23 protein-coding genes are annotated in these 21942 nt (G+C 60.5%); 15 read left to right on the forward strand and 8 right to left on the reverse strand.

The window, feature by feature from the left end; translation table 11 throughout:
• Positions 1 to 19 precede the first annotated feature (19 nt).
• Both LC298_RS17550 and LC298_RS17555 read left to right on the forward strand, forming a co-directional pair.
• Complete coding sequence (locus LC298_RS17550; protein WP_223385728.1) at positions 20 to 292, forward strand: hypothetical protein; 273 nt, start codon at positions 20 to 22, stop codon at positions 290 to 292.
• Between the two features lie 85 nt (positions 293 to 377).
• Entirely contained in the window at positions 378 to 926 is a 549-nt protein-coding gene (locus tag LC298_RS17555; protein ID WP_131568683.1) for an RBBP9/YdeN family alpha/beta hydrolase, read from the forward strand.
• A gap of 14 nt (positions 927 to 940) precedes the next feature.
• Here the strand turns inward: LC298_RS17555 and LC298_RS17560 are convergent, their stop codons facing one another.
• Together LC298_RS17560 and LC298_RS17565 are read right to left on the reverse strand one after the other, a co-directional pair.
• Positions 941 to 1744, reverse strand: a complete 804-nt coding sequence (locus tag LC298_RS17560; protein ID WP_131568681.1) for an HpcH/HpaI aldolase family protein — start codon at positions 1742 to 1744, stop codon at positions 941 to 943.
• Between the two features lie 31 nt (positions 1745 to 1775).
• A complete protein-coding gene (locus LC298_RS17565; RefSeq protein WP_131568679.1) occupies positions 1776 to 2093 on the reverse strand; it encodes a DUF1476 domain-containing protein in 318 nt (105 codons plus the stop codon).
• A 243-nt stretch (positions 2094 to 2336) separates the two neighbouring features.
• Here LC298_RS17565 and purC point away from each other — a divergent pair, with 243 nt between their 5' ends.
• Genes purC through LC298_RS17585 form a run of 4 tightly spaced genes read left to right on the forward strand, consistent with a single transcriptional unit; the run spans position 2337 to position 4432 of the window.
• The gene (purC, locus tag LC298_RS17570) at positions 2337 to 3101 is read left to right on the forward strand and encodes a phosphoribosylaminoimidazolesuccinocarboxamide synthase (RefSeq protein WP_131568677.1); all 765 of its coding nucleotides are present in this window, start codon (positions 2337 to 2339) and stop codon (positions 3099 to 3101) included.
• 4 nt (positions 3102 to 3105) lie between these two features.
• Positions 3106 to 3354: a phosphoribosylformylglycinamidine synthase subunit PurS gene (gene purS / locus LC298_RS17575; protein WP_131568675.1), complete on the forward strand. Its 249-nt coding sequence runs from the start codon at positions 3106 to 3108 to the stop codon at positions 3352 to 3354.
• Complete coding sequence (purQ, locus tag LC298_RS17580; protein WP_131568673.1) at positions 3351 to 4034, forward strand: phosphoribosylformylglycinamidine synthase subunit PurQ; 684 nt, start codon at positions 3351 to 3353, stop codon at positions 4032 to 4034. Before purS ends, purQ begins: the two co-directional genes overlap by 4 nt.
• Complete coding sequence (locus tag LC298_RS17585) at positions 4031 to 4432, forward strand: hypothetical protein (RefSeq protein ID WP_131568671.1); 402 nt, start codon at positions 4031 to 4033, stop codon at positions 4430 to 4432. The genes purQ and LC298_RS17585 overlap by 4 nt, the downstream gene beginning before the upstream one ends.
• Positions 4433 to 4434: 2 nt before the next feature.
• On the opposite strand, the gene LC298_RS17590 is transcribed toward LC298_RS17585, so the two are convergent.
• The gene (locus LC298_RS17590; protein WP_131568669.1) at positions 4435 to 4689 is read right to left on the reverse strand and encodes a DUF1127 domain-containing protein; all 255 of its coding nucleotides are present in this window, start codon (positions 4687 to 4689) and stop codon (positions 4435 to 4437) included.
• Positions 4690 to 4771: 82 nt separating this feature from the next.
• On the opposite strand from LC298_RS17590, the gene LC298_RS17595 reads away from it, so the two are divergent.
• The 9 genes from LC298_RS17595 to LC298_RS17635 all read left to right on the forward strand — a co-directional run bounded on the left by LC298_RS17595 (position 4772) and on the right by LC298_RS17635 (position 16227).
• Complete coding sequence (locus tag LC298_RS17595; RefSeq protein WP_131568666.1) at positions 4772 to 6202, forward strand: aminotransferase-like domain-containing protein; 1431 nt, start codon at positions 4772 to 4774, stop codon at positions 6200 to 6202.
• Positions 6203 to 6321: 119 nt separating this feature from the next.
• The gene (purL, locus tag LC298_RS17600; RefSeq protein WP_131568664.1) at positions 6322 to 8559 is read left to right on the forward strand and encodes a phosphoribosylformylglycinamidine synthase subunit PurL; all 2238 of its coding nucleotides are present in this window, start codon (positions 6322 to 6324) and stop codon (positions 8557 to 8559) included.
• A gap of 13 nt (positions 8560 to 8572) precedes the next feature.
• Positions 8573 to 8806, forward strand: a complete 234-nt coding sequence (locus LC298_RS17605; RefSeq protein ID WP_131568662.1) for a BolA family protein — start codon at positions 8573 to 8575, stop codon at positions 8804 to 8806.
• A 61-nt stretch (positions 8807 to 8867) separates the two neighbouring features.
• Entirely contained in the window at positions 8868 to 9203 is a 336-nt protein-coding gene (grxD, locus tag LC298_RS17610; RefSeq protein WP_131568660.1) for a Grx4 family monothiol glutaredoxin, read from the forward strand.
• A 3-nt stretch (positions 9204 to 9206) separates the two neighbouring features.
• Positions 9207 to 10307 carry a DUF2332 domain-containing protein gene (locus LC298_RS17615; protein WP_131568658.1) on the forward strand — a complete coding sequence of 367 codons (1101 nt, stop codon included), beginning with the start codon at positions 9207 to 9209 and terminating at the stop codon, positions 10305 to 10307.
• Positions 10308 to 10375: 68 nt separating this feature from the next.
• Entirely contained in the window at positions 10376 to 10840 is a 465-nt protein-coding gene (locus LC298_RS17620; RefSeq protein WP_131568656.1) for a YtoQ family protein, read from the forward strand.
• A gap of 130 nt (positions 10841 to 10970) precedes the next feature.
• Positions 10971 to 12158, forward strand: coding sequence for a PrnB family protein (locus tag LC298_RS17625; RefSeq protein ID WP_131568654.1), 1188 nt, complete (start codon positions 10971 to 10973; stop codon positions 12156 to 12158).
• A 73-nt stretch (positions 12159 to 12231) separates the two neighbouring features.
• Positions 12232 to 13473 (forward strand): multidrug effflux MFS transporter, encoded by a 1242-nt coding sequence (locus LC298_RS17630; RefSeq protein ID WP_131568652.1) that lies wholly within the window; start codon positions 12232 to 12234, stop codon positions 13471 to 13473.
• Between the two features lie 219 nt (positions 13474 to 13692).
• A complete protein-coding gene (locus tag LC298_RS17635; protein ID WP_158284760.1) occupies positions 13693 to 16227 on the forward strand; it encodes a methyl-accepting chemotaxis protein in 2535 nt (844 codons plus the stop codon).
• On the opposite strand, the gene ttcA is transcribed toward LC298_RS17635, so the two are convergent.
• The 5 genes from ttcA to LC298_RS17660 form a co-directional block, all read right to left on the reverse strand.
• Entirely contained in the window at positions 16224 to 17072 is an 849-nt protein-coding gene (gene ttcA / locus LC298_RS17640; protein ID WP_131568647.1) for a tRNA 2-thiocytidine(32) synthetase TtcA, read from the reverse strand. The genes LC298_RS17635 and ttcA overlap by 4 nt on opposite strands.
• A gap of 117 nt (positions 17073 to 17189) precedes the next feature.
• A complete protein-coding gene (rpsD, locus tag LC298_RS17645) occupies positions 17190 to 17807 on the reverse strand; it encodes a 30S ribosomal protein S4 (RefSeq protein WP_131568645.1) in 618 nt (205 codons plus the stop codon).
• A gap of 173 nt (positions 17808 to 17980) precedes the next feature.
• Positions 17981 to 18805, reverse strand: a complete 825-nt coding sequence (murI, locus tag LC298_RS17650; RefSeq protein ID WP_131568643.1) for a glutamate racemase — start codon at positions 18803 to 18805, stop codon at positions 17981 to 17983.
• Complete coding sequence (locus LC298_RS17655; protein ID WP_131568641.1) at positions 18798 to 19661, reverse strand: RNA methyltransferase; 864 nt, start codon at positions 19659 to 19661, stop codon at positions 18798 to 18800. Before LC298_RS17655 ends, murI begins: the two co-directional genes overlap by 8 nt.
• 45 nt (positions 19662 to 19706) lie before the next feature.
• Positions 19707 to 21833, reverse strand: coding sequence for a DUF294 nucleotidyltransferase-like domain-containing protein (locus tag LC298_RS17660; RefSeq protein WP_131568639.1), 2127 nt, complete (start codon positions 21831 to 21833; stop codon positions 19707 to 19709).
• Positions 21834 to 21942 lie beyond the last annotated feature (109 nt).

Here is a 21942-nt window from a genome sequence, read left to right on the forward strand (position 1 = left end):
ACGGATAAGGAGCACGATCATGACCGACTACAAGGATCAGTACGATACCAACCCGAACAGGCCTTACGGGGACACGGGAAACAGGGGTTACACGGGCCCGACAATCGCGTTGGCCGTCATCGCGCTGTTGATCGGTGGCGTCTTCTTCATGTCGAATGGCCCTAGCAACGTCGACATCAACTCGACTGCAAGCGTTCCCGCCGCAACGGAGACCGCGCCGACCGCCGAACCGGCCGCTCCCGTGGCGCCCATCGAAGAGCCGCAAACCCCCGCGCCGGCAACCGCTCAGTAAAAACTCGGCTTCCAACGCGCGATCGAGCCAAAAGAATTCATGCGCCGGATTGACATCGCGGGTCCGAGACCCGACTTCCCGGCGCATGAAAATCAAAGACGCCGAAATTCTAATTGTACCCGGATACACGAAGCCGCATCTCGACCATTGGCAATCGCGATGGCTGCAAAAAATGCCGACCGCCCGCCGGGTCGAGCAGGAGCACTGGTCAAAGCCTGTTCGGGAGGATTGGGTGGAACGGGTTCGCGATGAAATTGCACGCGCCCAAAAGCCGATCGTGCTCGTCGCCCATTCCCTTGGCGTGGCCTCCGCGGTTCACGCCACGCAGGATTCGACGCCGAACGTCGTGGGCGGGTTTTTCGTCGCGCCTCCGGACCTAGAGAACGGAAACATCCGCCCGAAACACTTTAAGACATTCGGCCCCTATCCGCGTGACCCGCTCCCCTTTCCGTCTTTTGTCATTGCAAGCCGCAACGATCCCTTTTCGGCATTCGAACCGGCCGAAGAAATCGCTGCGAGTTGGGGTTCGTTCTTCGTCGATGCGGGCGAGTCAGGCCACATCAACGCCGAATCCGGCCACGGCCCCTGGCCCGAAGGCCTAATGGTTTTCGCGGAATTCATGAAGCGGCTCTGAGCGAGTCGGGCAGCTCAATATCCAGCCGAGCTGCCGTTATCGCCGGACGCTTCCTCGGCCATCGCAAGAATGGCCTTTTGACCCTCCGCGACGATTGCCACGTCGAAGCCGAGCGCCATGAAACGGAAGCCCATCTGGTGGTATTTCCGCGCCATGGCCGGATTGGCGACGAAGATTCCGGCATGCTTGCCGGCATCTCGCGCCGCTGCAGCGATGCTGGCGACAGCCTCATCCATTTCCGGCAATCCGGGATCCACCGATTTTCCGCCGGTCCACGCAATCGAAAAATCCGCCGGTCCGACGAACAAACCGTCAATTCCGTCAATTGCGGCGATTTCGCTTACCCGGTCGAACGCTTCCCGCGTTTCGATCATCGCGAATGAAACGGTACGAACATTTGAGGTCGCAAGGTATTCGTTTCCACCGGCAATGCCGCGAACGGCGACCGCCCGCGAAGCCCCCCAAGAGCGTCCACCAAGGGGCGGAAACTTCACCGCGTCGCGGAATGCGACCGCGTCCTGTACCGAATTGATCATCGGGGCGATGATGGCGTCGGCGCCCATGTCGAGTGCGCGGGACGCCATATCCATGCGACCAAGCGGAACCCGGACGACAGCCGCCTTGCCTGAATGAATGACCGTGCTCAGCCCGCTCAGGACGCTATGCTCGTGATGACCGCCATGCTGCATGTCGAGCGTGACGGCGCCGAACGGCCCCTGAGCGAACAGTTCAACAAGGCCATTCTCGGGTACCGAGGACCATACGGTATATACAGTCTCGCCAGCGATCAGCCGCGCCTGAAGCGTGTAGTCGAACATCAATCGTTGACCCGCCGCGGCCCTGATTGCGTCAACTGTTCTTAACCTGCTCGATGGCTTCGGCCATCAGTTCTTGCATGGTACGGCGAATCTGATGATCGGATTGATCGACGCCCGCGGCGTCAAAGTCGCGGCGCACCTTGCGGAAAACGTCTTCCTCGCCGGCTTCCTCGATATCGGCGATAATCACCTCCTTCGCATACGCCTCGGCATCGTCGCCCGATTTTCCGAGTTTCTCCGCGGCCCAGAGGCCAAGCAGCTTGTTACGGCGGGCTTCCGCCTTAAAGCGAAGCTGCTCGTCATGGACGAACTTGTTCTCGTAAGCGTCCTCACGGTCCTTCATCGACATGCCAGTCTCCATTCGCAGGTTTCGTCAGCGGCCTAACGCTCCGAAAAACAATTGTGAATTTATCCTGTCTAAATCAAATGGCCGTCGAAAGATCAACTCGCTTCCAGCGAACGGAAGGGCACTAACCCAAAATGGCGGGATATTGCACTGCAACGTTTGTGCTTGACCGCCGATTGGAGTAAACGGCGCGAAACGCAGGGTGCCGAATTCACGGCATCATTCATCCGGGCAGAGCAGATATTCATGAAACAGCGCCGCCGAATTTATGAAGGCAAAGGGAAAATTCTCTATGAAGGTCCCGAACCAGGCACTCTGGTGCAATTCTTTAAGGACGACGCGACCGCGTTCAACAAGAAAAAGCACGATGTGGTCGAGGGCAAGGGTGTCCTGAACAACCGGATCTCCGAGCACATATTCACGCATCTAAATCGAGTGGGCATTCCGACCCATTTCATCAAGCGTTTGAATATGCGCGAGCAGTTGATCCGCGAAGTAGAGATCATTCCGCTGGAAGTGGTAGTGCGCAATGTCGCCGCAGGATCAATGTCGCAGCGCCTCGGCATCGAGGAAGGCACCGTTCTGCCGCGCTCGATCATCGAGTTTTATTACAAGGCCGATGCGCTGGATGATCCGATGGTGTCGGAAGAGCACGTCACAGCGTTCGGCTGGGCCAGCCCGCAGGAAATCGATGACATCATGGCGCTCGCCATTCGCGTCAATGATTTTCTCACCGGCCTTTTCCTGGGGATTGGAATACAACTGGTCGATTTCAAGATCGAATGCGGTCGGCTCTTCGAGGGCGAAACCATGCGTGTGGTAATCGCCGACGAGATCTCGCCGGATAGTTGCCGCCTTTGGGATATCAAGACCAACGAGAAGCTGGACAAAGACCGCTTTCGCCGGGATATCGGTGGACTTGTCGAAGCCTATCAGGAAGTCGCGCGCCGACTGGGAATCATGAACGAGAACGACGCACCGCGCCCGAAAGGCCCGGTATTGGTGAAGTGAGCCGATGACAACCGCACGCATAGTGGTGACGCTGAAGAACGGCGTACTGGACCCGCAAGGGAAGGCGATCGAGGGAGCGCTCGGCACACTGAATTTCCAGGGCGTCGGCAAGGTGCGCCAGGGAAAGGTTTTCGATGTCGAACTGGACACCAAGGACCGCGCCAAGGCCGAGAGCGATCTCAACGCGATGTGCGAAAAGCTTCTGGCCAACACGGTAATCGAGGATTACGCGGTGGAGATAGTCGAAGAATGAGGACTGCCGTAATCCTTCTTCCCGGCCTCAACCGCGATCGTGACATGATCGCGGCAATCACCAAGATTTCCGGCAAGCCTCCGGTGACGGTCTGGCAGACTGAAACCGAGATCCCGAATGTCGACCTGATCGTGATTCCCGGCGGGTTTTCCTATGGCGATTACCTGCGTTGCGGTGCAATCGGCGCGCGGATGCCGGTGATGGAAGCGCTGCGCAAAAAAGCCGAGGCGGGCGTGCGGGTCATCGGCGTTTGCAACGGATTTCAGATCCTGCTTGAAACGGGCTTGCTGCCGGGTGCGTTGATGCGCAACGCCTCACTAAAGTTCGTGTGCCGGGAGGTGAAACTGGAAGTCACGAACGCCGGTACGCCTTTCACCGCGTCATATCGCCAAGGTGAAATCATTCGGTGTCCCGTTGCCCATCATGATGGCAACTATTTCGCTGACGGCGAGACGCTCGCCCGTCTGAACGGAAACGGGCAGGTTGTCTTCCGCTATGCCGAGGGGAGCAATCCCAACGGCTCCATCGAGGATATCGCCGGGATCGTCAGCGAAGCAGGCAATGTGCTCGGACTGATGCCCCATCCGGAAAACCTGATCGAAACCGCCCATGGCGGCACTGACGGGCGCGGAATATTCGAGAACGCGCTCGGCTTGTCCGACCTCGCCGGCGCCGCGTGACTCGCAACAGACTTTGGGCGTCAGCCGCGCTGGCCGTATTTGTCGCCGGCTGTGCCGGAGGCGAACGCATCGGAGGGCCGCTCTCTCTGGAAGTGGACGCAGCGAGCCCGGTCGCGGTGCTGTCGGCGATCAACGAAAACGGACAGCGCTGCTGGTTTCGCGCAAAGTCAAAGGATTTTGCGCGCCTGGCCCTTGTGCCCGAACTCGACACAAGGGTGGGCAACCCGCGCCTGCTCGTTGTGGAGAGAGGCAAGGCAAGCGGGCTGCCCAAACTGGTGATCGAAGCTTCTGGCGAGCCTGTGAAGATCACGACCTATGGACCACTCAGTGATCAGAGCGTTTCGGCCCGTATCAACGACGATGTTATCGCATGGTCCACGGGCCGGAAGGACTGCTAGGATCAGGTCCGGTACCACCAGAAGGGCTTATCCGCCTCGAATCGCGCTTGCTGGCGCGTGACCCCGATATCGCGAAGCTGGTCGTCGGTCAGTTCCAGCAGTCGTTTTCGGCTGCGTTGCTTGACGAGACGCGCACGAATAATGACCACGAACACCTTGAACCAAACATGCAGTGGCACTGCGCCAATGCCGGCAAATGTCCTGTAGCCGATGCGTACAGGGCCATTGTGCGGCACAATTGTATCGATTGACACCATCGTACTGACCCTTCCTGTTGGAGATTGATACATTGCCTCCCTACATTGACTCGGATTGCCTCTCAATATTAACATTGTCACCATGACAAATTGGCTACCCGATCTGAAAAACGGAGACGGCCCCCTGTACTTGCGGTTGGCCGGGCGCATTGAAGATGCGATCGAAACAGGCACCCTGCCCTCCGGATCCAAGCTGCCCCCACAGCGCAATCTCGCCTTCGATCTCGGCGTCACCGTCGGCACAGTGAGCCGCGCATATTCGATTGTGCGAGAGCGCGGCCTGGTTTCAGGCGAAGTCGGGCGCGGCACCTACGTTTCGGAGCGCGATTCGGGCGATATTCGCCACTCGACGACGAAATACCTTCCCGCGATGCCGGGCAGCGAAAGACCGGCCACACCCCAAGCCGCAATCCCAATGACATCGACGGCAGCTGCCGATGTGGGCCAAGGCCGGCTGATTACCGAAATGTTCAGCGCCGCGAGCGTCGATACCGGCTACGCGGGCATCGATTACATCCGGTCGGTCCCGCCGTCATGGCAAACAGCGGGAAGCGTCTGGCTGGCCCATGGCGGATGGACGCCCGACCCGTCGCTCGTAGTCCCGGTCCTGGGCGTACATGCCGGAATCATGGCCGTCGTTTCCGCGGTTTCCGCCATCGGTGACCGAATCGCGTTCGAGGAACTGTGTTATCCCGCCACGCCACGTGCCGTAGCGATGACCGGACGCCGCATCGCCCGGCTCAAGTCGACGCCCGACGGCATCGACCCAGAGAACTTCGAGCATGTCTGTGCGCAGCAGCACCCCAAGGCCGTCGTCCTTGTCGCGACGTTGAACAACCCGACGCTGGGCACGATCCCTGACGAGAACCGTCGCCGGATCATCGAGATCTCCCGCAGATACAATGTCTGGATTATCGAGGACAACATTTTCGGCGGGCTAAAGAACGATTCCCCGACACCGCTCGCCTCGCTGGCACCGGAACGCACATTCACGCTCGATGGCCTTTCGAAATCGGTATCGGCGGGTTTACGATCCGGCTGGGTCTCCTGCCCTCCTGGCTATGTCACGCGCGTGGTGAATGCGCACCGGTTGCTGACGGGGGGCGGACCCTTCCTTCTCAAGGAGACCTCCACCCGGCTCGTCCTTTCACGGGAGGCGCACAAGATTCGCGACAATGTGCGTCGGGTGATAGCGACACGCGCCAAACTCGCCACCGAAACGCTGTCGAATGCGCATCCGGAAGCCGGAGTGCGGAGCGACCCTGACTGCCCGTTCGTCTGGCTCACCGTGCCGGAACCGTGGCTGCCCGGCACATTCTGCAAAGCGGCGCAGGAAGCCGGAGTTATTGTCGAGGGTGCCGACGAATACAAGGTGGCCTCGCTCGACTATCCATGCCCGAACGTGCGTGTTTCCCTGACCGGTCCGCTGACCGACATCAAATTCGAGCGCGGCCTGTCGGTACTGGCGGACCTGCTCTCCTCGCCGGCACTGAATTTCGATTCGATCGAATAGCACCGCGCAAGGGAGGAATCCCCACCTATCCTCCGGCGAGTCCACTGCGGCGCTTGTGCACCGCACGGACCGGATGGTAGCAGGAAATTTCTCCGAAAAACCCGAGACGCCCAGTCATCATGACAATTCGAAATTCGATTCCCATTACGCCGGAACTCGTTGAAGCCCATGGCATCACCCCGGAAGAGTACGAACGCATTAGAGACCTGACCGGTCGCGAGCCGACGTTCACCGAACTGGGTATCTGGTCGGCGATGTGGAACGAGCACTGTTCGTACAAATCGTCAAAGAAATGGCTGAAGACGCTACCGACGACCGGGCCCCAAGTCATCCAGGGCCCCGGAGAGAATGCTGGTGTCGTCGATATCGGCGACGGCGAATGTGTTGTCTTCAAGATGGAGAGCCATAACCACCCCTCCTATATCGAGCCCTATCAGGGAGCGGCGACCGGCGTCGGCGGTATCCTGCGCGACGTGTTCACCATGGGCGCACGTCCGGTGGCGGCAATGAACGCACTGCGGTTCGGCGAGCCGGAACATCCCAAGACCCGCCATCTCGTATCCGGCGTCGTTTCAGGCGTGGGCGGATATGGCAACTCGTTTGGCGTACCGACCGTTGGCGGCGAGGTCGAGTTCGACGCCCGCTACAACGGCAACTGCCTCGTCAATGCGTTTGCGGCAGGCATCGCCCGAACGGATGCGATCTTCCTATCGGAAGCCAAGGGCGTGGGCCTGCCGGTGGTCTACCTCGGCGCCAAGACCGGCCGCGACGGGGTTGGTGGCGCCACCATGGCATCAGCGGAATTCGGCGACGACATCGATCAGAAGCGGCCTACCGTACAGGTCGGCGATCCGTTCACGGAGAAATGCCTGCTCGAAGCCTGCCTAGAACTGATGACGTCCGGCGCGGTCATCGCCATCCAGGACATGGGCGCCGCCGGCCTGACCTGCTCGGCGGTCGAGATGGGCGCAAAGGGCGATCTTGGCATCGAACTTGATCTCGACAAGGTGCCGGTGCGCGAAGAACGGATGAGCGCCTACGAGATGATGCTGTCCGAAAGCCAGGAGCGTATGCTCATGGTGCTGCGCCCGGAAAAGGAAAACGAGGCGAAAGCGATCTTCGCGAAATGGGGCCTCGATTTCGCCATTGTCGGAAGAACAACGGACGACCTCCGGTTCCGGATACTGCATCAGGGCGAGGAGGTCGCCAACCTGCCGATCAAGGAACTGGGCGACGAAGCACCCGAATATGACCGTCCCTGGATCGAGCCCGGCGCGTGGCAGGCGATCGACGCCTCCCAGTTCCCCGAACCCGACGATTATGCAGATGCTATCCTGCAAGTTCTCGGATCGGCCAATATGTGTTCGAAGCGCTGGGTCTGGGAGCAGTACGATACCCTGATCCAAGGGAACTCGCTGCAACTGCCCGGAGGCGATGCCGGTGTGGTGCGGGTTGACGGACACGAGACGAAAGCTCTGGCTTTCTCTTCCGACGTCACGCCCCGCTACTGCGAGGCCGACCCCTTTGAGGGCGGCAAGCAGGCAGTGGCGGAATGCTGGCGAAACCTGACGGCGGTCGGTGCCGAACCTCTCGCTTCGACCGACAATCTCAATTTCGGCAATCCCGAACGCCCGGAAATCATGGGGCAACTGGTCCGCGCGATCGCGGGGATCGGCGAAGCATGTGAAGCGCTTGGTTTTCCGATCGTGTCCGGGAACGTGTCGCTCTACAACGAGACCAATGGCGAAGCGATCTTGCCGACGCCCACCATTGCCGGCGTCGGACTTCTGCCGGATTATTCGGTAATGGCGCGCATATCGGCGATGCAGGAGGGCGACGCGATCTTCCTGCTCGGCGGCGCCGGCAGCCATCTCGGCCAGTCGATTTACAACCGCATCGTCAACGGTCGTGCCGACGGCCCGCCCCCGCCGGTCGATCTTTTCGCCGAGAGACATAACGGCGACTTCGTTCGTTCGGCGATCCGTAACGGACAAGTCACTGCCTGCCATGACATTTCAGACGGCGGCATGGTTATCGCCTTGGCCGAGATGTGCATCGCTTCCGGCAAGGGAGCCGTCATCGACGCCGGAGAGACGGCGCCGCCGCATGCTCTCCTTTTCGGGGAAGATCAGGCCCGCTATCTTGTCACGGTGAAGGCGGAAAACGCCGGGTTTTTCGCGCTGAATGCCGAAGGCGCCGGCGTCCGTTTTCGGCAACTCGGAACGGTCGGCGGCGAGAGCCTGTCATTGACGGCGCCGGTCGCCATCGCCATATCTGTCACAGAACTGGCCGCCGCGCACGAATCCTGGTTTCCGGCCTACATGGACCCCGCCGTCCATGCCGAAGCGGCCGAATAGGAGAACCATTCCGATGCCCATGAACGCCGCCGACATCGAACGCATGATCAAGGAAGCGATCCCTGACGCTACGGTGACGATCCGCGATCTGGCGGGAGACGGAGACCACTATGCCGCGGAGGTGGTTTCGGCGAGCTTCGAGGGAAAATCGCGGGTTCAGCAGCACCAGATGGTCTACCAGGCGTTGCAGGGCAACATGGGTGGTGTGTTGCACGCGCTTGCCCTGCAAACATCCGCCCCCAAATGACAGCCAACACCCACGAGACGAAATGCCGGGCCATTGATCCGGATGCGAAAAGGAAGAAAAGATGAGCGGAATCAAAGATTTCATAGATCAGGAAGTTAAGGCGAACGACGTCGTTCTCTTCATGAAAGGCACGCCAGGCTTTCCGCAGTGCGGCTTTTCAGGCCAAGTGGTCCAGATCCTCGACTATCTCGGGGTGGACTACAAGGGCGTGAACGTGCTCGCTGACGATGAAATCCGTCAGGGTATCAAGGAATACTCGAACTGGCCCACCGTACCTCAGCTCTATGTAAAGGGGGAGTTCGTAGGCGGCTGCGATATCGTCCGCGAAATGTTCCAGGCAGGTGAGTTGCAAGGGCATTTCGAGGAAAAGGGCGTCTCGGTCAAAGGCGCGGCCTGACTTTTGAGAGCGGTCTCACACCTGAGACCCCTCCCCGCTCCAATTGCCGTCGCCTTCCAGCGGCAAGCAAAATCCTGCACCGATCTTGGGTCGCCCTTCACGGCGGCCCTCTGCAGTCTAATCGCCTCTCGCGGACTTCCCGACTGTGCCACAAGAGACTGCATTGCCGGATGGCCACCGGAACGCGCGGATTCGCGCTTCGATGCCCTACCTCTGCGTCTTTGCGGCGCACTTCATTTTCTCGTGCTCTGCGACGCCGACCCGGAACTCGCAGCCGTTTACCCGCCTACGAACGCATCACAGGAAGACCTCTTCGACGCGGTCGCGGCCGCCATCACCCGACAAGATGTTCCGGTCGCCAGGTTTCTCCGAAGCCCGCCGCAGACCAATGAAGCGGCGCGCTCGGCTGTGCTGCTGCCGGGTTTTCTGCGGTTGGCGCAGGACCATCCCATGCCACTCGTGCTGTCGGAACTCGGTTCCAGCGCGGGCCTCAACCAGAACTGGCACCGCTTCCGATACGACTATGGCTCCTGGGCCTGGGGTGATCCGTCATCTCCCGTGAGGATAAGGTGCGACTGGCCCGGACCGCCGGGAAACTATCTTCAAAAGGTGGACGTGCGGGCGAGCCGGGGCTGCGACATTGCCACCTTTCCCATCGATCGTGGCGCCGACCGCATGAAACTCAGATCGTACGTGTGGCCAGACCAGCCGGCACGTCACCAACGCCTCAACGGCGCGCTTCGGATAGCGGCCGACCACCCACCGAAAGTCGATCGGGCGAGGGCGTGCGATTGGATAGGAAAGCGGCTGGCAGAGCGAAAGCAGGGGCGGCTGCACGTCATCTTTCACACAATCATGTGGCAATACATGCCGGCCGAGGAGCAACTGTGGGTTGAGGACCTGATCAGGGAAGCCGGCGCACGGGCTAGTCGCGACGCGCCATTGGCATGGCTGCGGCTCGAAACCGATGGCGATCCGGACGGAGCAGCGCTGCACGTCACCACATGGTCAGGCCTCCCAGATGACGGGAAGACCCGGCTTCTGGCGCGCGCCGATTTTCATGGCCGATGGATCAAACCGGCGATCGGTCTTGCTGCCGAATAGAACTCGCGCCGGTAGACATCACCATCTGCAGAGCCTTATCTGCGGCCAGCAGAAGAGGAGTTAGCGCGATGAACTGGACCGTCTATCTTTCCGGGGAGATTCACACTGACTGGCGCGATCAGATAGAATCCGGCGTCAGGAAGGCCGGGTTGACGGTCACACTTACCGGTCCCGTCACCCACCATGAAGCCTCCGACGACTGCGGGGTCGCAATTCTGGGTGCGGAGGCCGACAAATTCTGGCACGATCACAAGGGAGCGCAGATCAACGCAATTCGCACGCGTTCGCTTCTCGCGGAAGCAGACATCGTCGTCGTGCGCTTCGGCGAGAAGTACAAACAGTGGAACGCAGCATTCGATGCCGGCTATGCCAGCGCTCTCGGCAAGCCGTTGATCGTCATGCATCAAGACGAGCACGCGCACGCGCTGAAGGAGGTCGACGCGGCCGCACTGGCCGTCACCAAGACACCGGATCAGGTGGTTGAAATCCTGCGCTATGTCACAAACGGCAAATTGGCGGGTTACACCGATTAATCGCGGGCACCAGGCGATCGCGTCGTTTCAACGTTATGTCGATGGCGTCATGTCCCGTGTCGCCGTTGTTCTACCCTCTGGCTGCAATTTCGCTATCGTCCTTGCCGTGAAGAAACGAACGGGAGGATAAATGGGTACCCTTGATATACGTCTTTTCGGGATGGACCCAGCGCGGGGCTTTCTGGGAGCGCCGGGCTTAGCCGAGACTCCGCTGCCAGAGGTCTGCGAAGCGGTCGTCGAGGCGGGACAGGTGTTGCCGGATCTCCTGGTTTCGGACCAATTGCGGGCGAGACTGGCCGCGCTGCCCGATCCTGTCTCCGACTCCCTGCTGCGCGAAGCACCGGAGGACAAACTCCGGGCACTAATGGTGCGCTATTCCTTCCTTGTGCAAGCCTACGTCTGGGCCGACGCGGAAGATCCGGCACACGCACTTCCGGCCAGTCTAGCCGTGCCCATCTGGCGGCTGGCGGGCCGGCTGGGACGCAAGCCGCTCCTGCTCTATGCCGGCTACGTTCTGGACAATTGGGCAATGATTGATGAAGCGGGACCCTCGGAACTCGGCAACATTCGCATGGTGCAGAAATTCCTCGCCGGCAAGGATGAAGCGTGGTTCGTTCTCGTTCACGTCGCGATCGAAGCCGAGGCCGGACGCGCATTGGGGTTGTTCGATCCGATTGTGGAAGCGGCGCGCGACGGCGACGCCACGCGCCTGGAAACCCTGTTTGCCGACATGGACAGGATCTGGACCGAGATCAACTCGATCTTCGATCGGATGCCGGAAGCTTGCGACCCTTACATCTATTTCAACCGCGTGCGCCCCTACATTCATGGGTGGAAAGACAATCCGGCTCTGCCCGGTGGTATCGTCTATGAGGGTGTCCATGAGTCCGGTGGAAGGCCGATGGCCTTTCGCGGCCAAACGGGCTCGCAATCCTCGATCGTACCTGCGATGGACGCATTGTTGCAGATCGGACACGAGGACGATCCCCTCAAAGCATTTCTCGACGACCTTCACGCATACAGGCCGCCGGAACACCGCCGGTTCATAGAAACAGCGCGAGCTGTCAGCACGGTTCGCGAAGCAGTGATGACCGCGCGATCTGCGCCCCTTACAGAAGGCTACAATCAGATTGTACGGCAAGTTGTGCGGTTCCGAACCCGGCACCTCGAATATGCCGCCTCCTACATTCACAAGCAATCGCGTACGGGCTCGGGGAACGACACGGAAGTCGGCACCGGCGGAACGCCGTTCATGAAGTATCTGAAGAAACACCGCGACGAGTCGGAAAAGCATCTGCTTGCCACTGGCACGCAATAGTCCCGGCGGTTACCCAGGGGTTGGCCGGAGTTACCCTTTCCGGCGCGGCCCCGGTCAACAATGAGAGAGCGCGATGAAAGAGACGGTGACGCCGATAACGATACCGCGCGCCGAGTTCATCGCAATGATGGCTGGCCTCATGGCGTTGAACGCGCTGGCAATCGACATCATTCTACCCGCTTTTCCCAACATCACGGCCGACTACGCCATCGAGGGAAACTCCATCCAATACACCCTGCTTTCCTATATCCTCGGTTTCGGAGCGGCGCAGCTGTTCTTCGGACCGATTGCGGACCGCTTTGGACGGCGACTTCCCTTGTTCGCAGGACTTGCCATCTACATCGCATGCTCGTTCGCCGGAGCGTTCGCTCCGACATTCGGAGCGCTTTTGCTGTTGCGTTTTATCCAAGGTATTGGCGCGGCCGGAACGCGCGTGATTGCGTTGGCCGTTGTGCGCGACACCCATGCAGGCCGAGACATGGCAGCGACGATGTCCCTGGTTATGATGGTGTTTATGATCGTTCCGATCATCGCGCCAATGACCGGACAAGGCATCATCCTCCTCGCTCCCTGGCCCTACATCTTCACCTTCATGGCGGCTCTTGCGACTTTCATGTCGCTGTGGTGCGCCATGCGCCTGAGAGAGACGCTGAACCCGTCTAACCGGCGGGAGTTAACAGTCAGCACCGTGCTACAGGGGTTCATGCTCGTCGTGTCGAACCGCATTTCGCTTTTCTACACGCTCGCAACCGCCTTCTTCTTCGGATCGCTGTTCGCATTTCTCAACACCGCGCAGCCAATCTACGTCGAGATCTACAACCTCGGAGCGAGGTTTCCGTTCGTCTTCGCGGTGGTCGCGGTCCTGATGGCTATCACATCCTTTTCCAATGCCCGTTTTGTCGGACGATTCGGCATGCGCCGCCTCTCGCACGCAGCGCTCGTCGCGCATTTCGTCCTGAGCGTAGCGGCGACGCTGATCTTTTCGACCGGACCCGTTCCGCTATGGCTGTTTCTCACCACGATCGCCCTGATCATGCCGCTATTCGGGCTGGTGGGCGCGAACTTTAACTCCATCGCAATGGAGCCGCTCGGCCGAGTCGCCGGAACGGCATCCTCCGTTCTCGGTTTCACGCAGACCGTCGGCGGCGGAATCATCGGCGCAGTGATCGGACAGGCGTATAACGGCACGGTCTTTCCCTTGATGGCCGGGATTACTGCCGTGTCTTTCATCTCTCTCGCTCTGGTGTTCGTCGCCGAAAATGGTCGATTGTTCGGCGTCGCCCAGGACGGTGCGGCCACGAAAGCGGCTGAATAAAGCGCCCGATCCGCTTAAACTGCGAAATCTCGCAGGACCGATTTACGATCGCTTAAAGTCACCCGGCGAGAGTTCGCCTATCAAGCATGTCCCGCAATCCGCCTAGGAAAGGCCGGTTGCCGCATGAGCACAGGGGGCATGGCGCGCGCAGCCGCATGTCTTCCGAATGCTTTCGGCGAACCTGATGGCGCCGACATGTCTCAAAGGACACGCTCCTCGATGATTTTCGACAAAACGCTCGCCGGACTTTCCATCCAGTCGAAAGTGTTCGTATTCGTCCTGCCGCTTGTCGTGGGAATCGTTGGCCTCGCTGCCGTGAACTACTACGCCGGTTCTATGCTGAGCCGGGGCTTGGGCGGGACGAACGCCAGCATTTCATCCCTCAGTGGCTTCAAGTCAGCCTATTCGCGCATGAATACGTTCCTGACATCGACGAACGAAGAAAGCCGCGACGCCGTGATCGAACGCCTCGACGAACAGGTGGCGGCGATGGACCGGGCGATGGACTTTGCTGCCAACGAAACCGAAACCAGCGCGCTGACCGCAGCTCGTGAAACCGCTAAACGGATCCAGGCGGGCATGGCCAGCTTATGGACCATGCATGAAACGGATGCGGCGACGCGAGCCGATATGAACGCGCATATCCAGCATCTGCTGTCGGTCAAGATGCGAATGACCGACGAAACCACGAAGCTCAAGCGAGGCGTGGAAAAAGACGAAGCCGACGCGAAGGACCTTCTGCGGCTGGCGGAGCGGTTCGCCGCCGGAGCAGATGATATCACCACATACGTACGGGAACTGAACAAGGCCAGCGTTCCGCAGGCCATGCTGGATCTGATTGGCGAACGAAAGTCAAAATACGCCCGCGTCAAACGCAAGCTTATCAAGGCCATTCCGGACGAACGGGCGGCTCTGGCACAAACGATCGACGAGAATCTCGACGCAATATTGGACCTGGGCAAGGCAAGGGTCGCGACCGACGCGACCGTCAACCGAATTCACCGTCACGCAAACGCGCTCCGTCCAGCCGGCATCCAGCTGCGCGGCCTCGCTACGCAGACTGCCCGGCAGGCAACCACCCGCTTCGCCACGCTCGACCGGTCAGTAGTCCGCGCCCGAGCACTCTACGACGAAACGCAGCGCCTCCTGCACATCATCAATTCGATACAGCTCGCCACGACCGAGTTGCTCGGGAACCCGGCACCGGCCGTCCAGGCCAAGCTCGCCAATGACCTGTCCGTCCTTGCCTCCGATCTCGATACCTTTGCGCTCAGCGCCATCGACAACCCGGACTTTCTTCCATTCGTTGACGAGTTGAGGACAATCGGCAAGCGTCTGCTTGCCAGTTCCGACCAACTGGTCGAAATCGCGACGGCAAAGACGAAGGCCTTTGAGGAGGCTGCCGATGAAGTCGACCATGCATGGGCGAATATCATCGCCTTCGCCGACAGTCAGAGCAGCAATGCCGAACATGCCCAAGGAAAGGCGCGCGGCCTCTCGGTTTCAGCGGCAGTGCTCTTTGGTCTGTTCGGCGCATTCGCCGCTGTCATGCTAATCGCGGCACTGAAACGTCCGATCAGTGCACTGACCAGCGCAATGCGCGATCTGGCGTCCGGTAATCTCGAAACCGATGTCACGGGAGTCGAAAGGGGCGACGAAATCGGCGAGATGGCGCGGGCGCTTGGCGTGTTCAAGACAAACGCGGTGGAGAAAGTGCGGATCGAGACCGAAAGCGAACGCGCTCGTGAAAGAGCGGCAGCCGAAACGCAGGCGGCCGAACGGGAGAAGCAGCGGGCACAGCAGGAGCTTCAGTCAGCAGTCAATGCAATGGAAGGGGCCCTCGACCGTCTCGCACACGGCGACCTTACCGAAACGATCGAAACGCCGTTCGCGGGCGATCTGGACAGACTGAGACTGAACCTCAACACGTCGATGGACCGCATGCGTCATACGCTATCCCGGATCCGCGACAATGCGCACACCATCCGGGACGGAAGCGATCAATTGCGCGCAGGTGCAGACGACCTGTCGCGCCGAACGGAAAGTCAGGCTGCCTCGCTGGAGGAAACGGCCGCGGCGGTCGAACAGATCTCCGCAACCGTGGCGGCGTCGACGGGACGGACCCAGGAAACAGACGGCCTGACCGCCGAGACGCGGCGCGACGCCGCCGATTCCGCCGACACTGTTGCGGACGCAGTCAAGGCCATGCATCGCATTGCAACTTCGTCCGGCGAGATCAGCCAGATCATCAGCGTCATCGAAGACATCGCATTCCAGACGAATCTCCTAGCTCTGAACGCCGGCGTCGAGGCAGCGCGCGCCGGGGAGGCCGGACGCGGGTTCGCTGTTGTCGCGCAAGAGGTTCGCGAGCTTGCCAGCCGTTCCGGGTCCGCCGCGAAAGAGATTAAGGATCTCATCGGCCGCTCGGGCGAGGAAGTGAAACATGGCGTTGAACTCGTCGACAAAACCGGCGAAGCGATCAAGCGGATCGCCTCCCGCGTGGACGAGATTGGGGAGCATATAAGCGCGATAAACAGTGCCGGCATCGAGCAGTCGACCGGCCTTAAGGAGATCAGCGCATCGGTCGGGCAGATGGACCGGACAACGCAGCAAAATGCAGCCATGGTCGAACAGACCAATGCGGCAACTCACGGGCTCGCCGAGGAGGCGTTGGCCCTGTTCGAGCTCATCGCGGAGTTCAAGCTCGAGGCGGACGGCACCCGGCTGGAAACGGCGACTTCCGCAGCCGCCTAGGTTCCTGCAGAAAGAACAGCAAAATCGAACAGCGAGCGGTCCAGCAGATGGCTGGGCCGCACATTTGTCAGGGCGCGGATCATCGTGTCCTTGCGGCCCGGCATGCGTGTCTCGAGATCGGTCAGCATCGCTTTCATGGCATTGCGCTGCAGCCCTTCCTGCGCCCCGCAGAGGTCGCAGGGAATGATGGGAAATCGCATCGCCGATGCGAATTTCTCTAGATCGCGCTCGGCGCAATAAGAGAGCGGGCGCAGCACCAACAAGTCGCCCTCGTCGTTGAGCAGTTTCGGCGGCATTGCAGCCAGCCTGCCGCCATGGAAAAGGTTCATGAAGAAAGTTTCGAGAATATCCTCACGGTGATGGCCAAGCACCAGGGCGGAGCAGCCTTCCTCCCGCGCAATGCGATACAGGTGCCCCCGCCGCAACCGCGAGCACAGGGAGCAGTAGGTGCGGTCCTTCGCGATCTTCTCGGTCACAATCGAATAGGTGTCCTGATACTCGATCCGATGATCAATGCCGTGGCGTTTGAGCCATTGCGGGAGGACGTCTTTCGGAAAGTTCGGTTGCCCCTGATCCAGATTGCAGGCGAGCAGTTCCACCGGGAGCAGCCCGCGGAATTTCAGATCCGAAAGCAGCGCGAGCAGACCATAGGAGTCCTTGCCGCCTGAAAGGCCGATAAGCCAGCGCTCACCGGGCGTGACCATGGCGAACTCCTCGATCGCCTGCCGCGTGTTGCGCAGCAAGCGCTTGCGCAGCTTGTTGAATTCCACGCTTCCTGGCGTCTCGGCGAAGAGCGGATGGACCCGGGTCGAGATTTCATCCTGTCGGGGAGCGTTGACATTCATGATGGCCGGTCTCGTGGTGTGGGTCCAGGCATGAAAGACATTGCCCGTGCCGGGGGTCAACAAAAAGCCGCCCGGGAAGACCAGGGCGGCTTGGCTTTGAAACGCTGTTGCGTTGAATTACCGCGAGTAGAACTCGACCACGAGGTTGGGTTCCATCTGCACCGGGTAAGGCACGTCGCCAAGCGACGGCACGCGCGAGAAGGTCGCAACCATCTTGTTGTGGTCGGCCTCGATATAGTCCGGCACGTCGCGTTCCGCGAGCTGGGTCGCCTCGATGACCAGCGCCATCTGCTTCGACTTCTCGCGAACCTCGATCACGTCGCCGGGCTTGCAGCGGTAGGAGGGAATGTTGACGCGCTTGCCGTTGACCTTGACATGGCCGTGGTTGACGAACTGACGCGCAGCAAAGATCGTGGGAACGAATTTCGCGCGATAGACGGCTGCGTCCAGACGGCTTTCGAGAAGACCGATCAGAAGATCGGGCGTGTCGCCCTTGCGGCGCTGCGCCTCGTCATAGGTCTTGCGGAACTGCTTTTCGGATATGTCGCCGTAATAGCCCTTGAGCTTCTGTTTGGCGCGCAGCTGCACGCCGAAGTCCGAAAGCTTGCCCTTGCGGCGCTGACCGTGCTGACCCGGGCCATATTCGCGGCGGTTGACCGGCGACTTCGGACGGCCCCAGATATTTTCGCCAAGACGGCGGTCGATTTTGTATTTTGACGATTCGCGCTTGCTCATCGCATTTCCTTTCACAACGTTGCACGCGAAACCGAGTTTCGCGCAAAGGAAACGCACCCTCCTCTGCCGGCCGTTTTCGCCGACTGACAGGACGGGCCGCGCACGCTTTGCGGCCATGTCCACGGGATACGTCTAAGAAAAATGCGAGGCAAAGCCCCGCACAGGCGATGCTGTTACGGCACGCGCTCCGGATTGTCAATGTCGGCTAAATGCAATCCGAAACCACGCATGAGGCGAACAACGGAGGATTGTGGATGGCCTGAGGTAAAGACCGCAAGATCAACTCCATCGGCTGCCCGGAGAACTCCAAGGGTTCCCTGGAGCGACGCCGCTCGGCGCGCAATCGCCTCGGCCGGGTCGATCCAGTCCACGGGCCACGGGGCGGTCTTGCGCATGCGATTGACGAGGAACGGATAGTGCGTGCACGCCAAGACCACAATGTCGGTGGCCCGGCCGTCCATCTTGACAAAACATGGGGCGATCTCGCGACGGACCGCGGCTTCATCGACGTATCCTTCGCGGACATACTCCTCGGCAAGCCGGGCGAGATGTTCACTTCCGACAAGCCGCACGTGGCACTTGCCCGCATACTGGCGGATTAGTTCGCGGGTGTATTGCCGCTTCACCGTCCCCGGTGTGGCGAGCACCGAAACAAGACCCGACCTCGTCCGTTCTGCTGCGGGCTTGATGGCGGGGACAGTGCCGACGAATGTCTCGCCGGGAAATACCTCGCGCAAGTGATTGATCGCCAGCGTGGAAGCCGTGTTGCAGGCGATCACCGTCATTGCGGGACGATGCACCTCGAGCAGATCTCGAAAAAGCCCCGTCAGATGGGCACGGAGCCTGTCTTCGTCCCATCCCCCAAACGGAAAGGCCGCGTCGTCGGCGACGTAGACATATCGCCAGTCCGGCATCAGCACGCGCGCTTCGCGTAGGACACCAAGCCCGCCAATGCCGCTGTCAAAGAACAGGACCGTGCGTGATCGGGTCTCACCCATCAGAGTCGCTCGCATCGCCCATCTTGCCGGATCGCTGACCGTTTGCGGATCGCCGGCGTGGATCATCACCCGGCGATCCCGATCCGCGTGGACTTGCCGGTGAGAATCGATCGAGACTCGAGATAATTCCACGCAGCACACGAATTTCCTCGCTGGAAAATCCCGGACGCGTCAACACCGCCCGAAGGCTCTCGGTCATGACCGGCTTGCGCTCGGGGGGACGAAAGTACCCCCGGCTTTCCAGGGCAGTCTCCAGCTGCGCAAACATGCCGAACAATTCTTTCTTGGGTGCCGACAGAAATTCGGGACCCGCGAATTGGGTTGCCGTCTCGCTTGCGAGTCCGGATTTCATCCATTCGTAGCTCATCAGAAGAACGGCCTGTGCGAGATTGAGCGATGCGAATGCGGGGTTGACGGGAAATGTCACTATGTCGTCGGCAAGGCCAACCTCTTCATTGTCCAGTCCGAAACGTTCCCGCCCGAACACGATCGCGCCGGGTTCGGACCGTGCATGCATCGACCTAAGCCTGCGCGCCGCCTCGACCGGTCCGAGCACGGTTTTGAATCCGTCGCGCTGGCGCGCCGTGGTGGCGACGACGTATCGCGCGCCTGCCAACGCTTCGGCGAGGGTGTCGTGGACGCTGGTGCGCTCGATGACATGCGAAGCTCCACTTGCCGCCGCTTGCGCCTTGGAATTGGGCCAGCCGTCACGCGGGTTGACGAGCCGAAGATCAGCCAACCCGAAATTCGCCATGGCCCGCGCCACCATGCCGATGTTCTCGCCGAGTTGCGGTTCGACGAGCACGATCGAGGGGCCTTCTGCGATCAAATCGCGCTGTCTGTCGGTGCCTGCCATGCTCAGCCTGTCATTTATTCGGCAGCACCTGCCACAACTGCCCTCTCAATGGAACAACGCATCCCTGATAAAATCCGGAATGCGTTGGACTGCCGCGAGTGCTCGCTTGAGACGCGACTGCGCCCGCCGGTCGAGGCGAGAAATATCAACCCTGTTGGAAACCGGGATTCCCGTAGAAATGTCAATCGTCTGCTGTTCGAGCATCATCGTCATCAGCAGGCCATGCGCCTGCGCCACCGCCTTCATATCGCTGACCGGCATTCTGTCGAGTTTGCAAAGTTCGTCGAGCCGCTCCGCAGTCGAGCGAACGGATATCCCGTGGCGGATGGCCATCGCGCGTGCCGCGGACACGACCGGGAAGAGCCCGTACTTCTTCAGATCTATCCGGCCATTGTCGGTCCTGAAGCCGCCGAGCACGCCGGTGGCCGCCGGAACGGCACGGGCGCCCTCGCCGAGCAGCTTGGCAAACGTGGGCGACATGGCACCCTTTTCATAGGCATATCGGCGCAGAATGGTCGCCGGTTCCGTTGCGCCATGAACATGCCGCATATCGAAAAATATATCGATATTCAGCATGTCCTCGGGACGGGATCTTCCAACCCATTCGTCGACACGTTCCTTCCAGGTTTCAAGCGATCCGCGCCACGATTTGTTGCGGGCCATCACCCCGCCCTGACACAGGGGTACGCCGGCGAGGTGGAGGTTGTCGCTCATGTGCCCCGCGAATATCGAGAACCAGCGGTCGGCGTTGCTCTCAGGATCGCCGTTCTCGAAAACGATGGCGTTGTCCTGATCGGCCGCAAGCAGGCTCTCGCCCCGGCCCGCCGAGCCCAGCACCAGCACGCTGTAAGCGCATGGCGCTTCTCCCTCACCTCCTTTGCGCATTGTCTCGGCCGCAAGTTCGGCGGAGCGCGCCGTGATGGCGCAAAGCTCATCGGACACTATCTCGGAAATATGCCGGGCCTCGAGCCCCTGCTGTAGAAGCGAAGAGGCGACGCCCGCCAACTTCGACCAGGCTTCCGCAAGTGTCGCCGGGGTTTCCGCGGTCTCGATCAGAAAATGCATGTCGGCCGCAGCGCTTGTGCGCAGTTTCAGGAAGTCGCGCGCAGAGACTACGCCGGTCAGCCTTCCGGTCGCATCGGTGACGGCGAGATGGCGAATTCGGTTCCGTCGCATCGCCGAAATCGCGCGGAAAACGAAGTCCTCTTCGAGGACAGACCTCAACGGGCGGTTCGCCAGTTCCCCGGCCGGCCGCGTCATTGCCGACGCGCCATCGCGATGGAGCGCCCGCAAAACATCGCGCTCGGTGAGGATCGCGTACTCGCCGACATCGGCGTCCTCCTCTCCCCTATCGTGCAGAAAAAGTGAACTGATCTGGCGCACCGCCATCTCTTCTATCGTTCGGGAAAGCGGCAGGTCGGACTTCCCGACTACCGGCGGCGAGGCCATGGCGTCCCGGACCCGGTGTCTGAACGCGAAGGGATCGCCAATGCGCAACGAACTGAACCATCCGTTCGAAGGTGGCCGCTCGAAGGGTTCAGACCAGCCGGAACGGGCGTGCTCCTGAAGAACATGATCGAGCTTCGCGCAGGCGGCCTCAGCCTCCGCAAGCGTCCTGACGCCGCGAGCCGCGAGCCGCGCAGCCAGGACAATAAAGATTTCCGCCGCAGTGCGTGCGTCGCCGAGCGCATCATGCCGGCCGACCACGGGTACGCCGAGCCAATCCGCGATCGCGTCGAGCGAATAATCAGGCAGGCGCGGATTGGCGAGTACCGTTAGCAGGCGGACACAGAGCGAGCGCGGTTGCCGCCACAAAAGGCCGTTGCGTTCGGCCTCCCGCTCCAGAACCGCGAAATCGAAACCGAGCGAATATCCAACGACCAAACGGTCGCGCCGATAATTTTCAAAGGCATTCCAGCACTCGGTAAAGGGCTGGGATTCCTTTACCGCCGCATCATCGATGGCATGAATGGCGGTAGCTTGGGGCGGAATGGCAATTCCCGGATTGACCAGAACCTCAAAGGTGTCCGTTTCATCGAGCACACCCTTGCGCAAGCCGACCCCACCAAGTTGAACGATCCGCGCGATCCTGGTGTCGAGGCCGGTCGTTTCGGAATCGAATCCGACCGCATCGACCGCGATCAGCGGCGTTGCGTCACTCAGTTTTGCCATCGTCGCGACCCTCTCCCGTTAGGCCTGCTAACCATGGGTACGTCGCTTCGACGCGGCCATGCGGTATGTCAATTCCCAGTCATCTTCACATACCGATCTGATGGTTTGC

Origin of the sequence: Oricola cellulosilytica (assembly GCF_019966575.1) — a bacterium.
Lineage (GTDB): Bacteria > Pseudomonadota > Alphaproteobacteria > Rhizobiales > Rhizobiaceae > Oricola > Oricola cellulosilytica.